This window comes from Pseudomonas sp. MT92 (assembly GCF_058792515.1).
Genome location: NZ_JBXAFA010000003.1, coordinates 487,408 through 500,775 on the forward strand (window position 1 = coordinate 487,408; position 13,368 = coordinate 500,775).

General features: G+C 57.5%; 12 protein-coding genes and 3 pseudogenes. 10 read left to right on the forward strand and 5 right to left on the reverse strand.

All coding sequences use genetic code 11. From position 1 onward, the window contains the following. The first annotated feature begins 39 nt into the window (after nucleotides 1–39). On the forward strand, nucleotides 40–1,077 hold the full coding sequence (locus AC1Q6D_RS08055) for an alpha/beta hydrolase family protein (protein ID WP_103405689.1): 1,038 nt from the start codon (nucleotides 40–42) through the stop codon (nucleotides 1,075–1,077). A 3-nt stretch (nucleotides 1,078–1,080) separates the two neighbouring features. Here the strand turns inward: AC1Q6D_RS08055 and AC1Q6D_RS08060 are convergent, their stop codons facing one another. The 3 genes and pseudogenes from AC1Q6D_RS08060 to AC1Q6D_RS08070 all read right to left on the reverse strand — a co-directional run. Continuing rightward, nucleotides 1,081–2,268, reverse strand: a complete 1,188-nt coding sequence (locus AC1Q6D_RS08060; RefSeq protein ID WP_103405688.1) for an MFS transporter — start codon at nucleotides 2,266–2,268, stop codon at nucleotides 1,081–1,083. 214 nt (nucleotides 2,269–2,482) lie between these two features. Next, nucleotides 2,483–4,069, reverse strand: a complete 1,587-nt coding sequence (locus tag AC1Q6D_RS08065) for an ABC-F family ATPase (RefSeq protein WP_090321229.1) — start codon at nucleotides 4,067–4,069, stop codon at nucleotides 2,483–2,485. A gap of 12 nt (nucleotides 4,070–4,081) precedes the next feature. Beyond that, nucleotides 4,082–4,580: pseudogene (locus AC1Q6D_RS08070) on the reverse strand (site-specific integrase); the annotation flags it as partial. 123 nt (nucleotides 4,581–4,703) lie between these two features. Between AC1Q6D_RS08070 and AC1Q6D_RS08075 the strand changes: the two are divergent. The 3 genes from AC1Q6D_RS08075 (at nucleotide 4,704) to lpxO (ending at nucleotide 6,683) form a co-directional block, all read left to right on the forward strand. Further along, a complete protein-coding gene (locus tag AC1Q6D_RS08075; protein ID WP_492618457.1) occupies nucleotides 4,704–4,946 on the forward strand; it encodes an MASE3 domain-containing protein in 243 nt (80 codons plus the stop codon). Between the two features lie 61 nt (nucleotides 4,947–5,007). Then, nucleotides 5,008–5,463 (forward strand): EAL domain-containing protein, encoded by a 456-nt coding sequence (locus AC1Q6D_RS08080; RefSeq protein WP_207291525.1) that lies wholly within the window; start codon nucleotides 5,008–5,010, stop codon nucleotides 5,461–5,463. Nucleotides 5,464–5,783: 320 nt separating this feature from the next. Beyond that, nucleotides 5,784–6,683, forward strand: coding sequence for a lipid A hydroxylase LpxO (gene lpxO / locus AC1Q6D_RS08085; protein WP_103405711.1), 900 nt, complete (start codon nucleotides 5,784–5,786; stop codon nucleotides 6,681–6,683). A gap of 65 nt (nucleotides 6,684–6,748) precedes the next feature. Here the strand turns inward: lpxO and ku are convergent, their stop codons facing one another. Further along, nucleotides 6,749–7,609: a non-homologous end joining protein Ku gene (gene ku, locus AC1Q6D_RS08090; protein WP_103405686.1), complete on the reverse strand. Its 861-nt coding sequence runs from the start codon at nucleotides 7,607–7,609 to the stop codon at nucleotides 6,749–6,751. 190 nt (nucleotides 7,610–7,799) lie between these two features. On the opposite strand from ku, the gene AC1Q6D_RS08095 reads away from it, so the two are divergent. Then, the gene (locus AC1Q6D_RS08095) at nucleotides 7,800–8,153 is read left to right on the forward strand and encodes a hypothetical protein (RefSeq protein WP_103405685.1); all 354 of its coding nucleotides are present in this window, start codon (nucleotides 7,800–7,802) and stop codon (nucleotides 8,151–8,153) included. Nucleotides 8,154–8,202: 49 nt separating this feature from the next. Then, nucleotides 8,203–8,304 (forward strand): annotated as a pseudogene (locus AC1Q6D_RS08100) (PQQ-dependent sugar dehydrogenase); the annotation flags it as partial. A gap of 53 nt (nucleotides 8,305–8,357) precedes the next feature. Here the strand turns inward: AC1Q6D_RS08100 and rimI are convergent. Then, the gene (rimI, locus tag AC1Q6D_RS08105; RefSeq protein ID WP_103405684.1) at nucleotides 8,358–9,455 is read right to left on the reverse strand and encodes a ribosomal protein S18-alanine N-acetyltransferase; all 1,098 of its coding nucleotides are present in this window, start codon (nucleotides 9,453–9,455) and stop codon (nucleotides 8,358–8,360) included. Between the two features lie 92 nt (nucleotides 9,456–9,547). Here rimI and AC1Q6D_RS08110 point away from each other — a divergent pair, with 92 nt between their 5' ends. The 4 genes and pseudogenes from AC1Q6D_RS08110 to ilvA all read left to right on the forward strand — a co-directional run. After that, a complete protein-coding gene (locus AC1Q6D_RS08110; RefSeq protein WP_103405683.1) occupies nucleotides 9,548–11,134 on the forward strand; it encodes a RimK family ATP-grasp domain-containing protein in 1,587 nt (528 codons plus the stop codon). A gap of 7 nt (nucleotides 11,135–11,141) precedes the next feature. Next, on the forward strand, nucleotides 11,142–12,065 hold the full coding sequence (locus AC1Q6D_RS08115; protein ID WP_103405682.1) for a magnesium transporter CorA family protein: 924 nt from the start codon (nucleotides 11,142–11,144) through the stop codon (nucleotides 12,063–12,065). Beyond that, the gene (locus AC1Q6D_RS08120) at nucleotides 12,062–12,283 is read left to right on the forward strand and encodes a hypothetical protein (RefSeq protein ID WP_146041514.1); all 222 of its coding nucleotides are present in this window, start codon (nucleotides 12,062–12,064) and stop codon (nucleotides 12,281–12,283) included. The genes AC1Q6D_RS08115 and AC1Q6D_RS08120 overlap by 4 nt, the downstream gene beginning before the upstream one ends. Before the next feature lie 83 nt (nucleotides 12,284–12,366). Further along, nucleotides 12,367–13,366 (forward strand): annotated as a pseudogene (gene ilvA / locus AC1Q6D_RS08125) (threonine ammonia-lyase, biosynthetic); the annotation flags it as partial. Nucleotides 13,367–13,368: the final 2 nt, after the last annotated feature.

Here is a 13,368-nt window from a genome sequence, read left to right on the forward strand (position 1 = left end):
GGTTTATGTCTTTAATCCGGTAACAAGGTGGGGCATCCCATGGTGCGTCTTTGTGCAACTTTACTGACTTGCCTGCTCAGCAGCCTGAATACAGTGCACGCCGCCCCTGCGCCGCATCCTCACTGGAGCGTCGGCTACCACGAGATGAAGTTTCTCGACCCGCTGGACTTGCAACCGATGCGTGCCATCGCCTTCTACCCATCGAGCGAAAAGGAACATTCCAGCCGACTTGAGGGTTACACCGTCGAGGCGGGTGAGGACACGAAAGTCGCCATCGGCCGATTCCCCATGCTGATGCTGTCCCACGGCAACACCGGAACCCCGCTGGCCCTGCATGACCTCGCCACCTCGCTGGCGCGCAAGGGTTTTGTGGTGGTGGCGGTGATTCACCCCGGCGACAACTCCAAGGATCACAGTCGTCTCGGCACCTTGAGCAATCTGTACGGGCGGCCGATCCAGATTTCCGAAGCCATCACTGCGACCCTGGGCGACCGCATGCTGTCGCCGTTCGTCAATGCTGATCAGGTGGGCGTCATCGGTTACTCGGCCGGAGGCGAGACGGCATTGATTCTGTCCGGTGCGACTCCGGACCTGGACCGCCTGCGCCGTTACTGCCAGGAGCGTCCGGATGACCGTGACGCCTGCAACACCCGGGGGGAATTGATCGTCGACCGCGATGACCTGCAACCGGTGGCCGATCCACGCGTCCACGCGCTAATGCTGATGGCGCCGCTGAGCTTGAAGTTCGGTCGCCACACGCTGGCCGATGTGCACGTGCCCGTGCTGCTTTACAGCGGAGACGGCGACAATCTGGTGCCCATCGACAAAAACGCGGTGGCGTTGGCGCGCAAGCTGCCAGTCGCGCCGGACTTCAAGTTGCTGGCCGGGGCAGGGCACTTTGTATTCATGGCACCGTGCAACGACGAGCAGATCGTCATCATGCCGGCGCTGTGTACTGATGCCGATGGCGTTGACCGCGAAGACATTCACCGCAACATGATCTCTGAAGCCGGACGCTTCTTCTCTCGCACGCTGGGCAAGGCGACGCGGGCCGGGATGCAGACTGCCGATCAGTAGGCGTCACGCCATGGCCCGGTGCTTGAGCAACAGGGTCAACCCCAATCCGCTTACCGACAACACCGCTGCGCTGAAGAAAATCCACGCGTACCCCAGGTTCAGGGCGATCGCGCCCATCAAGGGGCCGGCAATCGCCAGCGCCAGGTCGAAAAATACGGCATAAGCGCTCAATCCGGCACCACGACTGGAGTTGGGCACCTGCTTGATCGCCTCGACGCCAAGCGCCGGGTACACCAACGACAGACCGAAGCCGGTCAGGCCGGCACCGATCAAGGCATAGCCGGTCGAGGGCGCGAACCACAGCAACATCAGGCCGATGGTTTCAATGGTCATGCAGGCGATGGCCGAGGTGAATCCACCGAAACGGCTGATGCTGGAGATGAACAGCAGGCGCGCCAGGATGAAGCACACGCCGAAGACGGTGAGGCAATAAGCGGCGCCGGTCCAGCCACGGTTGAGGTAATACAAGGTGATGAAAGTGGTCAGGGTGCCGTAGCCAATGGAGGCCAGGCACAGGCTCGCACCGAAAGGCGCAATGCGCCCGAACACCGCCCAGAAGGGCAACCGCTCGCCCCGGATCACTGGCACCGACGGCTTGTTACGAATCAGCAGCAGTGCTGCCAGGGCCAGCACAGACAGGGCGATGCCCAGGCTGACGAAGCCCAGTTGATCGACCATCACCACGCCCAGTGGCGCGCCGATGGCAATCGCGCCATAAGAAGCGATGCCGTTCCAGGAGATTGAACGCGCGGTGTGTTCGGCCCCTACCTGACCCATGCACCAACTGATGGTGCCGACTCCGATCAAGCCTTGGGCAATCCCAAGCAGCAAGCGGCCGGCGATCAGGATCAACAAGCTTAATAAAGGAACGCTTTGCAACAAGGTCGACAGCCACGTCAGCACGCCGCTCAACACAATCCCGGACAACCCGTAAATGATCGCCCGCTTGGTGCCGACATTGTCGGACATGCGTCCCGCCATGGGGCGACTGAGCAGGGTAGCGAGATATTGCGAACCGATGGTCAGCCCTGCGACAACGGCACTGAACCCCAGTTGTTCATGGACATAGCCGGGCAGCACCGCAATCGGCAGGCCGATGCAAAGAAAGGCAATAAAGGTATAGAAGACGATGGAGACGATCTGCAGGGTGATCGCCATGGAGCTTTGCGGTGGCTGTTGCTGCGCAGACATGAGAGCTCGTTCGCGGGCGGCGGTGGGAGAGCGGCATGATGGCTTGGCATTGATATAAAAGAAAGCAGGCTAACTACCTTTGCCATGACATTATCGCTGTCGCTCGCGATGATTGATGCACCGACAAGAAACCTTGGTCTGAAATGCAAAAAGCCCCGTCACAAAAGACAGGGCTTTTCACTTGAAGCTTGCAGCTAAAGGCTGGTAGCTGCCTTTAGAACACCACACCCTGGCTGCGCAGGTAGTCGTCATAGGTGCCGCTGAAGTCGGTCACGCCATTCGGGCTCAGCTCGATGATGCGGGTGGCCAGGGACGATACGAACTCACGGTCGTGGCTGACGAAGATCAGCGTGCCCGGGTAGTTCTCCAGCGCCAGGTTCAGTGCTTCGATGGATTCCATGTCCAGGTGGTTGGTCGGTTCGTCCATCACCAGCACGTTCGGCTTTTGCAAGATCAGTTTGCCGAACAGCATGCGACCTTGTTCACCACCGGAGATCACTTTGACCGACTTGAGGATCTCGTCGTTGGAGAACAGCATGCGACCCAACGTGCCGCGAATGATCTGCTCACCTTGCGTCCACTGGCCCATCCAGTCGAACAGGCTGACGTCGTCTTCGAAATCGTGGGCGTGGTCCTGGGCGTAGTAGCCCAGCTCCGCGCTTTCGGTCCACTTCACGGAACCGGCGTCCGGGGTCAGCTCGCCCATCAAGGTGCGCAGCAGGGTGGTCTTGCCGATACCGTTCGGCCCGATGATCGCAACGCGCTCGCCGGCTTCTACGGTGAAGCTGAAGTTCTTGAACAGGGTCTTGCCGTCGAAGCCCTTGGACATCTGCTCGATGGTCACGGCCTGACGGTGCAGCTTCTTGGTCTGTTCGAAGCGGATGAACGGGCTCACGCGGCTCGACGGCTTGACCTCGGCCAGCTGGATCTTGTCGATCTGCTTGGCGCGGGAAGTGGCCTGTTTGGCTTTCGAGGCGTTGGCCGAGAAGCGACTGACGAACGTTTGCAGTTCGGCGATCTGGGCTTTCTTCTTGGCGTTGTCCGACAGCAATTGTTCGCGCGATTGAGTCGCGGCAGTCATGTACTCGTCGTAGTTGCCCGGGAACAGGCGCAGCTCACCGTAGTCCAGGTCAGCCATGTGGGTGCAGACGCTGTTAAGGAAGTGACGGTCGTGGGAAATGATGATCATGGTGCTGTTACGCGCCGTGAGAATGGTTTCCAGCCAGCGAATGGTGTTGATGTCCAGGTGGTTGGTCGGTTCGTCGAGCAACAGCACTTCCGGGTCCGAGAACAGGGCCTGGGCGAGCAATACCCGCAGTTTCCAGCCCGGAGCGACTTCGGTCATCGGGCCGAAATGCTGTTCCAGGGGAATCCCCAGGCCCAGCAGCAGCTCACCGGCGCGGGATTCGGCGGTGTAACCGTCCATTTCAGCGAATTCGGTTTCCAGCTCGGCCACGGCCATGCCGTCTTCTTCGCTCATTTCCGGCAGCGAGTAGATGCGATCGCGCTCGGCCTTGACCTTCCACAACTCTTCATGACCCATGATCACGGTGTCGATCACGGTGAATTCTTCGTAGGCGAACTGGTCCTGGCGCAATTTACCCAGGCGTACGTTCGGCTCCAGCATGACCTGGCCGCCGGATGGCTCGAGGTCACCGCCGAGAATCTTCATGAAGGTCGACTTGCCGCAACCGTTGGCGCCGATCAAGCCATAACGATTGCCGCCGTTGAATTTGACCGAAACGTTTTCGAACAACGGCTTGGCGCCGAACTGCATGGTGATGTTAGCTGTGGAGATCAATTACCTTACCTATCAATGGGTTAGAGCTGGTCTTTTTTTGCCTGATACCGATTTGATACCAATCTGGAGCTTTTCCAGCTCCGCCCAGTCTGAGCTTGAGTTGAGCCAACGCGCATAGGTCGTCAGCAACATTTGGACACTGTGGCCAAGCTGCTGAGCGATGAATGCGGGGTTCATGTTGGACATTGAGCATATTGTCGCATAAGTATGACGGCAGTTGTACGGTGGTCGATAAGGCATCGCCAGTGCCTGGAGCTTGCCGACCCCTTATGCACGGCGCATGGCGTACTGGCGGGCGAACTCCAGCGCATGCAGTGCACGTTCGTTGAGTGACACGAAACGATTTTTCCGGTTTTGGTGCGTTAGCCGGGTTCTTCTTGATCAGCGCTTCGGCAACTGCGGCTTCCAGAATCGTCAAGAGCTTGACCAGAGCATGGCGACGAACACCCGGAGAAGGCCATGCCGTGGCCGCAATGAGGCGGCGCAGGAGGGTGGTGGTAATCAAGTCTATGCTTAAACAAACAGCCTCAGATCGAGCAGATTGCAATTTGGCGGGTGCGCTCTTCACATCGTGCTTCCATGCACCATGTGGCCGGGTTGGATGTATTTTTTGCATGCCGCCTCCTATGCAGGCATGCCCGATTTTCTATCGCATAACGCCTCAGCGAAACACCTCTATTTTTGGCTTTCAGCACGGTTTGTGGCGGCCGTCATGTTGCTCTTGGTGACCTTGCGTTCCTGGCAACGTTTGATGACGGTCTTCACCAAATACCTGATTTTCTCAGCTCTGTTGTTACTCACCGCAATTGTTAAGTGGGTGGTCATTTACTACCAGGATTGGCTGCCTCACCTTTTCATTCCGCCATCGAGATCATGAACAACTTGCACTCGCGCGGGGTACGCATGTCCAGTGATGACTTTGGGGCGGGTATTCCTCGTTGAGCTATCTCAAGAAGTTCAAGGTTTATAAACTCAAAATCGATCAGTCTTTCGTGCGTGATATCGCAATCGATGCCGATGATCGAGCCATAGTCAAGACCATCGTACAAATGGCTCGTAGCGTGGGTTTTATCACTATCACCAAGAGGGTGGAAACACCGGCGCAGTGGGAGTTTCTCAGGGATATTTGTTTAGCCGGCCACTGTCCACAGATCAAATTCCAGAATTCGTCAGGAAGGTCGAGGCTCAACGCGAGATTCAGGTTGCGGATGCTCTTGAACTTTCGGAGCAGAGAGAAATTTGGCAATCCGAATTATTCTAGTAAGAGGGGGCGATTCATAACCAGGGTTGAGGCAGTACCGAATCAGTCCCCGTTCCGCCATTCGGATCACGGGAAACGCGACCCGGTCAGAAGCGGAAGATCCATCTGGCAATCAGTGGACAGGAGCATGTGAAGCGCTTGGCCCAAGTCGAAGCGCGCTGAGGCCGGTCAATCAGGAGGCCCGTAAAGTTTGGGTGGGCTGGCTCTCTAAGCCATAAGGCAAAAAGGCAGTGGTGATGTTTTGGTGGTGAGAGATGACAGTTTTTCGCGGCTTCGGTTCACTTTTGGTTACAAATTGTGGCTAAAATGCCACCGATCATCGGGTGCCGATAAGCAGCGCCGGCTCAAGGATGTGCCCTCGGGACAGCTTTCGTATTAAGACTCTGCACAAGCCCCTGGGCCAAGGGCTGCCAAGGGGTGCAGTTTGTTCAATTCTGACGTGTGACGATTTCCGTGAAACTCATTATTGCCGCTATCTATGTTGTCTCCATCGCATACGTCCACTTGCGAGGGCAGGTGCGACACAAGCTGGGCCGCCAGTTGAGTGATCACTCGACGTTTCTGGCCCCGATCAATTGCTTCCTTTATCTCTTCTCGAAGATACCCAACAAACCTTTCCTCAATCCTGCCGACTTTCCCGACCTGAGCCCGTTGCAGGCTCACTGGGAAGAAATCCGCGCCGAAGGCCAAAACCTGTTGCGGGCAGGGGAGATCAAACGCTCGAGCCAGTACGACGATGTCGGTTTCAACTCGTTCTTCAAATCAGGCTGGAAACGCTTCTACCTCAAGTGGTACGGCGACAGCCATCCATCGGCGATGAAACTCTGTCCGCGCACCACTGAACTGGTGCAGAGCATCGGTTCGATCAAGGCTGCGATGTTCGCTGAATTGCCTCCGGGCTCGAAACTGGTGCGTCACCGCGACCCGTATGCCGGTTCCTATCGTTATCACTTGGGCCTTGAAACCCCCAACGATGCCGGTTGCTACATCAATGTCGATGGCGAGAACTACCATTGGCGCGACGGTGAAGCGGTAATGTTCGATGAGACTTACATCCATTACGCTGAAAACGCCACCGAGCAGAACCGTATCATTCTGTTTTGCGACGTTGAGCGCCCGATGAAGTATCGCTGGGCGGCCGCGTTCAACACCTGGTTCAGCCGCAATGTGATGGCGGCGGCCGGCGCGCCGAATGAGGCGGGTGACAAAACCGGGGGCATCAATCGACTGTTCGGCAAAATCTACAAAATTCGTCTGCGCGGCAAAGAACTGAAAAAGCGCAACCGCACACGCTATTACGTGGAAAAGTGGGCAATCTTTGGCGGGTTGCTGGCCATCTTCATCCTCGTCTGATGCTTTCGCCGGGCCGACCGAGGGCCTCGCGGGCTTGCCTGCGATGATCCTGGGCGGCCCGCCCATTACGTGCTGGCTTTTTTTCTCGCCGCTGGTTTGGCGGACGGCTTGGGCTTTGCGGTCGCCTTGCCTGGCGCCTTGCTGCCCAGACTGCGTTTGAGCAGCTCAGTCAAGTCAATGACATCCGCTGTTTTGCGTTGCTCTTCGCCGGCGACTGTTTCAACGTCCTCAATCTTGCCTTCTTGGGCTTTCTTCTCCACAAGGGCCATGATCTTGTCTTCAAACTCATCCCGGTAGTCATCCGGCGACCATTCGGCGCTCATGTCCTCCACCAATCGCCTGGCCATATTTAGTTCGCTCTTGGTCAGCTCGGCCTTGGTCAGGTCAGGGCCTAACGCCAACTCGTCCAGGCTGCGTACTTCCGCCGGCCAGCGCAGTTTCATCAGCACGATGGCCGATTCCAGCGGCATGAGCGCGGCCAGATATTGGCGGGTATGCAGCACCACGCGGGCCAGGGCGACTTTTTGGGTTTGGGTGAGCGTTTCGCGCAACAGCGCATAAACCTTGCCCCCGCGTTTATCCGGCGCCAGATAGTAAGGTGTGTCGATGTTCTGCAAGGGAATCTGGTCGCTATCGACAAAGGCAAAAATGTCGATGGTCTGGGTCGACAGAGGATGCGCCGAGCGAATGTCCTCTTCGCTGAGCACCACATACCGACCCTTTTCGAACTGGATACCTTTGACGATGTGTTCCTTGGTGACTTCTTTACCGGTGACCTTGTTGACGCGCTTGTAGCCAACCGGGTCCATGCTGCGGCTGTCGAGCCAGTCGAAATCCACCCCTTGGGAAGACGTTGCCGAGACCAGCGCCACTGGGATGTGCACCAGGCCGAAACTGATTGCGCCCTTCCAGATTGCCCGCGCCATGGTCGTCTACTCGTGAGTGATGATCAGGTGACCCATGGCCTCTTGAAAAAGTTTCAGCCGCATTGAGCCCTGCCGCGATGGGGCGTCAACGTCGTGTTACATCTTGTCGGAGGTTTTTGTTAACAAATACGAACCCCGAGCGTAGCGTGCTATCGAAGACTCTATTCTGGCTCACGTCGAGAGGCTCCCCATGAACCGATGCATGCTTGGCCTCATCACGCTCGCCCTGAGCGGCGTCATCAGCCAAACGGTGCAGGCTGAAGCTGCAAGGGCAGGTGCGTCGTTGCAGATCGCCCAAAACCTGCCGGGCAACAACAACCCCTACAACAGCCCGATTCGCCGCGCCAATCCAAACAGCATGCAGGGCACGCAGCCCAATGCGCCGGCCATCCGCGGGCCGAACACTGTGCCGGTACCGAGGCCACCGACCCTCGATAACGGCGGTATCGGCAATCGCTATCCCCAGGATCGCCCGGCGCCCGCGAGCCCACCCAAATTCATTCCCAATCCGCCTCTTCGAGACTCGGACACCCGCAACCCTTGAAGGCAGGGCAGCCAGGCTGTCGGCGATTCACCTGACAAAAGGATTCGTGCTCAACCAACGCATTCGCGATGTGCGCCAGGGATCGGATGGTTATCTGTTCGTGCTGACCGATGAAGAAAACGGCGGGTTGTACAGGGTGGGATTGAAATAACGCGGATACCTGTGGCGTGGGGGCAAGCCCCCTCGCCACAGAAAACGGAGCGTTCACTCACTACGATACAAAATTACCGCCGCCCGCAACTTGTCCCGGCCGAAAGTGCACATCTTGTCGAATTCCCCATGGCTGACCGGCAGATGCTGGCAGTCCATGGGTTGGCGATGCTGGCTGTGATCCACATCGGGATCATGCAGGTAGACGAATTCGTCGTCGCAATCGGTGACAATCACCCAATGCGGGGATTTCGAACGGGTCAGTCGATAGCTGCTGATCAGTACCAACGGCTGTCCGCCGTGCTCCAGCAGACGTGGCAGGTTCAATGCCCCGCCCATCACACACTCGACATCGGTGGCCTGCAATTGCAGTGTGAACTCATCGTGCACCAGACGCATGACGTCTTTTTTATGCGCGTCGCGCACACCGTCGAGGAACAAAGGGCCGGCCATGCTGAGTTGCAGACACACCCGAAATCCACGTCGCCAGGCCGCCAATGCCAAACCCTGTGGGCTGCAACCACCGTGGCCGGAGGTCATGAACACGGTGGTCGCCTCGCGCCAGATCTGCAATTCTTCGCGGCGTTCCAGCACACGACCCTGTTGCAGAGCACCCATGGCCATCAGCAGGCAGGCCGGGCCGCAGGTGAAATCGGTGGTTTGCGGGTAATAGGGCACCTGGATGTTTCGTGAGTCGCGGTGCTCAAGGATGCGCTTTTCCAGGCGCAACGCGTCGGCATGATCCTGGTAATAGTCGTGAATCAAGGCGAAGCGCCGATAGCCATTGCGCTCATACAGGGCAATGGCCGCCGGGTTATCGATGCGCACTTCCAGCCGTAAATAGGCGCAATCGTGTTCCAGTGCACAGGCTTCGATCCGCTCGAGCAATTGTTTGCCCAAACCGCTGCCCCGCGCCTGAACCGCGATCGCGATCGAATACAGGCGCGCCAGCGACGTACCTCGATGGAATAGCACAACGGCATACCCCACCAGGTTCTCGCCGCGCTGGGCCACCAGCAGTTGGCCGTGTGCCCGATTGATCATCCATTGAAAGCTGCGACTGTTGAGCCGATCGGTGGTGAAACACTGTTCTTCAAGTTGCAGTAGTGCCGGTAGATCCTCAGTGACCGCCAACCGAAAAATCAGATTCATATGACCACCGTAAAAGTTGCGTAACGAAACGGGACTTTCGAAAAAGTTCGTGCTTAATAGGAAAGGTCTTGTTCTCCAACGGATCAATCACTATGTCAGCGGTACAGGGTCATTGGCGCGAAGTATCCGAACAAACTTTGCCGACAGCAATCACTTCTGCAACTTATTTAAATGATGCGAATAGAACTTCCAGCCAATTGATTATCATTGTCGAACGCAAGGAAGACTGGGCCTCTTACTTCCCCAGTGAAGACATCGTTACGGCCCAGGAGTACCTTGAGCAAACCCGTGACAATGACCAGGGCAAACGCGTCCAGGTGATCAACCTGTGCCGCAGCTACAAGTACCTGGGGCACGGCTACTACTGTTCGCTACTGGCCGAGGCGCGGGGGCACAAGGTCATTCCATCGGTGCGGACGATCAGCGAGCTGACACGCAAGTCCCTGTATGGACTTGCGCTGGATGACCTGGATAAGACTTTGGAAAAGGCCCTCAGCCATCACCTCTACAGTGATACCGAAGGCTTTACCCTGACCTTGTATTTCGGCAAAACCAACATCGAACCTTTACAGGATCTGGCGCGCCAACTATTTGAAGTGTTTGCTTGTCCCATTCTGTTAGTGGAGTTTCGCCGAACTAACGGTTGGCACATCGAAGTTATAAAGTTTGGTGCCTTGCACAAGTTGCGTGAGGACCAGGAAGATCAGTTTGCGAATGCGCTGGACAGTTTTAGTCGAAAGATCTGGCGATTACCGCGATCAAGGCGCCTGGCGCGTTATGATCTGGCGATATTGCACGATCCCCAGGAAGCCTTGCCGCCGTCCAATGCCAAGGCACTGGACAACTTTGTCAGGGTCGGCAAGACCCTGGGTATCGACGTCGAGTTGATTGAGCGCAAGGATTACGCGCGAATTGCCGAGTACGACGCCTTGCTGATCCGCGAGACCACCAGCGTCGACAACCACACCTATCGTTTCGCCAAGAAAGCCGAGAGCGAAGGGCTGGTGGTGATGGACGACCCGACCTCCATCCTGCGCTGCACCAACAAGGTGTACCTGACAGACCTGCTCAAAAGTCATCAACTGGGCATGCCCGCCACCGAAATCCTCTATAAGGAACGACCGGAGGACTTCGAACGGGTCGGCGAGCGCCTCGGTTTTCCGTTGGTGCTGAAAATTCCCGACGGCTGTTTCTCCCGAGGCGTGATCAAGGTCGAAAGCCAGCAAGCATTGCTCGAAGCCACGGCCGAGCTGTTCGAACACTCGGTGCTGTTGCTGGCCCAGGAATTCTTCTACACCGAGTACGACTGGCGCATCGGCGTACTCAACCGCAAACCGATCTTTGCCTGCCAGTACTTCATGTCCAAGGGGCACTGGCAGATCTACAACCACAAGGCCAAGGGCCAGGACATCAATGGCGAATGCCGGACCCTGGCGGTTCACGAAGCCCCCCGCGCGGTAGTGGAACTGGCGGTGAAGACCGCGAATCTGATCGGCGATGGCTTGTACGGCGTCGACCTCAAGCAGTCCGGCGACAAAGTGGTGGTGATCGAGGTCAATGACAACCCGAACATGGACGCCGGTATCGAAGACGCCTATTTGCAGGACGATCTGTATTCACTGGTGCTGGAAGAGTTCGTCAGGCGCCTGGAACTAAAGCGTCGCGGCCAGGCCTGGTGAGCGGCCCATGATCAAAAGCTATCAATTGACCCACGGCACGCTGCACGCGGTCGAAAGACTGGACGCCGAGGTGATGTTGTTCAGCAATCCCGACGCCGCCGAACGGGACCTGCTGCACAGTCATTTCAAGCTGGATGATCATGCCCTGGCCTCGGCGCTCGACCCGGACGAGGTGTCGCGTATCGAGTTTCATCCGGACAACCTCTTCTTGATCTGGAAGCGACCGGACAATTACTCCGGCGCCGACAGCCTGGCCTTCGAAGTGTCGTCGTGCGGCCTGCTGTTTTGCCCGGATCGCTTGCTGGTGATCGCCACCGACGATGCGCCCCTGAGCGGGCTCGGCAAGCGCCAGCCGCTGAACACGCCCCTGGATGTGCTGCTCGAATTGCTGTTCAACAACATCCATCACTATCTGGGGCACCTCAAGGTGATCAAGATGGTTGCCCGCGAGTTGCAGCAGAAATTCAACGCGTCGATGCAGAACCAGCACTTGATCCAGATGTTCAATCTCAGCGAAAGCCTGATCTATTACATCAACGCCATTCACAGTAACGGCGCGGTGCTGACCCGGTTGCGCAATCATGCGCAAAAGGAGCACTTCGGCGCCCATGCCATTGGTCTGATCGACGACCTGATCATCGAAAACAATCAGTGCTACAAGCAGGCGGAAATCTACTCGACGGTGTTCTCCGGGCTCATCGACGCCCGGGGCAACCTGATGAACAACAGCATGAACAACCTGCTGCGCAAACTGACGTTGATCAACGTGGTGTTTTTGCCGCTGAACCTGATCGCGAGTATCGGCGGCATGTCCGAGTTCAGCATGATGACGGCGGGAACCCCGTGGTGGGTTTCTTATCCGTTGTTTTTGCTGGCGATGATGTTCGGGGCAGGGGTGATGGTACTGGGACTCAAGCGGCTGGCGAAGTGAATGAGATCATCGGCAGGGTATTTGAAGCGCTCAACAAGTATGGGAGCTGCCTTGGCGGCGAGAGCACTCTCGACGAGGCTGCAAATTCCGGATCAACAGGCCAAAGGGAATTGGCCATTGACTTGCCATCAGCGCCCGGCTATTTTCCGGGCATGACTTCCACCGTATTGCGCTGCCAGCCAAGCATTATTACCGCCATTCCTCATTTGGCGGGCTAGCTCACGACTGCAGCACCCAACCCGCCCTAGAGGCGGGTTTTCATTTTCTGTCTCGGGGCTCTGATCAATGTCAGGAGACGATCATGACCCGCGTGCCCGCCCAACAATCCCTGCTTGAGCATTACGTTAAAAAGATCCTTGCTGCGCCAGTCTATGAGCTGGCGGTGCGCACGCCGTTACAAGCGGCGCCGGCGTTGTCCGCAGCACTGGGCAATCAAATCCTGCTCAAGCGCGAAGACTTGCAACCGACCTTTTCCTTCAAGATCCGAGGCGCCTACAACAAACTGGTACAGCTGAGCCCTGAGCAAAAGGCGCGGGGCGTGGTGACGGCGTCGGCGGGAAATCACGCCCAGGGCGTGGCACTGGCGGCGCGTGAGCTGGGGATCGACGCAACGATCGTGATGCCCGCTACCACACCGGAACTGAAGGTGCTCGGGGTGCGCAGCCGTGGCGCACAAGCGTTGTTGCACGGCGAGAGCTTTCCATTTGCCCTGGCCTTTGCGCTGGACCTGGCGCAAACAACCGGGAAGACTTTTGTTTCGCCCTTCGACGACCCGGATGTGATCGCGGGACAGGGCACCGTGGCCATGGAGATCCTGCGTCAGCATCAAGGTCCGCTGGACGCGATTTTCGTACCGGTGGGCGGTGGCGGCTTGATCGCCGGAATCGCGGCGTACGTCAAATACCTTCGCCCTGAAATACGCATCATCGGCGTCGAGTCGGAACATTCCGCTTGCTTACAGGCCGCATTACAGGCGGATCAGCGCGTCGTTCTGCCGCGCGTCGGCACCTTCGCCGATGGCGTGGCCGTCGCACAGATCGGCGCCCATGGTTTCGAGGTGTGCCGGTTTTGCGTCGATGAGGTACTGACCGTCAGCAATGACGAACTCTGCGCCGCCATCAAGAATATCTATGACGATACCCGCTCGATCACCGAACCTTCCGGCGCATTGGCGGTGGCTGGCATCAAGAAGTACGTGGCAAAAAGCGCAGCCCGCGGCCTGACCTTCGTGGCCATCGATTCGGGGGCCAACATCAATTTCGACAGTTTGCGGCATGTGGCCGAGCGCGCCGCATTATGCGAC

Coding starts and splice junctions, on each gene's coding strand:
- AC1Q6D_RS08110 (WP_103405683.1), top strand. CDS start 9,548: ATGTCAGCGGTACAGGGTCATTGGCGCGAAGTATCCGAACAAACTTTG.
- AC1Q6D_RS08075 (WP_492618457.1), top strand. CDS start 4,704: ATGCCCGATTTTCTATCGCATAACGCCTCAGCGAAACACCTCTATTTT.
- AC1Q6D_RS08115 (WP_103405682.1), top strand. CDS start 11,142: ATGATCAAAAGCTATCAATTGACCCACGGCACGCTGCACGCGGTCGAA.
- AC1Q6D_RS08055 (WP_103405689.1), top strand. CDS start 40: ATGGTGCGTCTTTGTGCAACTTTACTGACTTGCCTGCTCAGCAGCCTG.
- AC1Q6D_RS08095 (WP_103405685.1), top strand. CDS start 7,800: ATGAACCGATGCATGCTTGGCCTCATCACGCTCGCCCTGAGCGGCGTC.
- ku (WP_103405686.1), bottom strand. CDS start 7,609: ATGGCGCGGGCAATCTGGAAGGGCGCAATCAGTTTCGGCCTGGTGCAC.
- rimI (WP_103405684.1), bottom strand. CDS start 9,455: ATGAATCTGATTTTTCGGTTGGCGGTCACTGAGGATCTACCGGCACTA.
- AC1Q6D_RS08060 (WP_103405688.1), bottom strand. CDS start 2,268: ATGTCTGCGCAGCAACAGCCACCGCAAAGCTCCATGGCGATCACCCTG.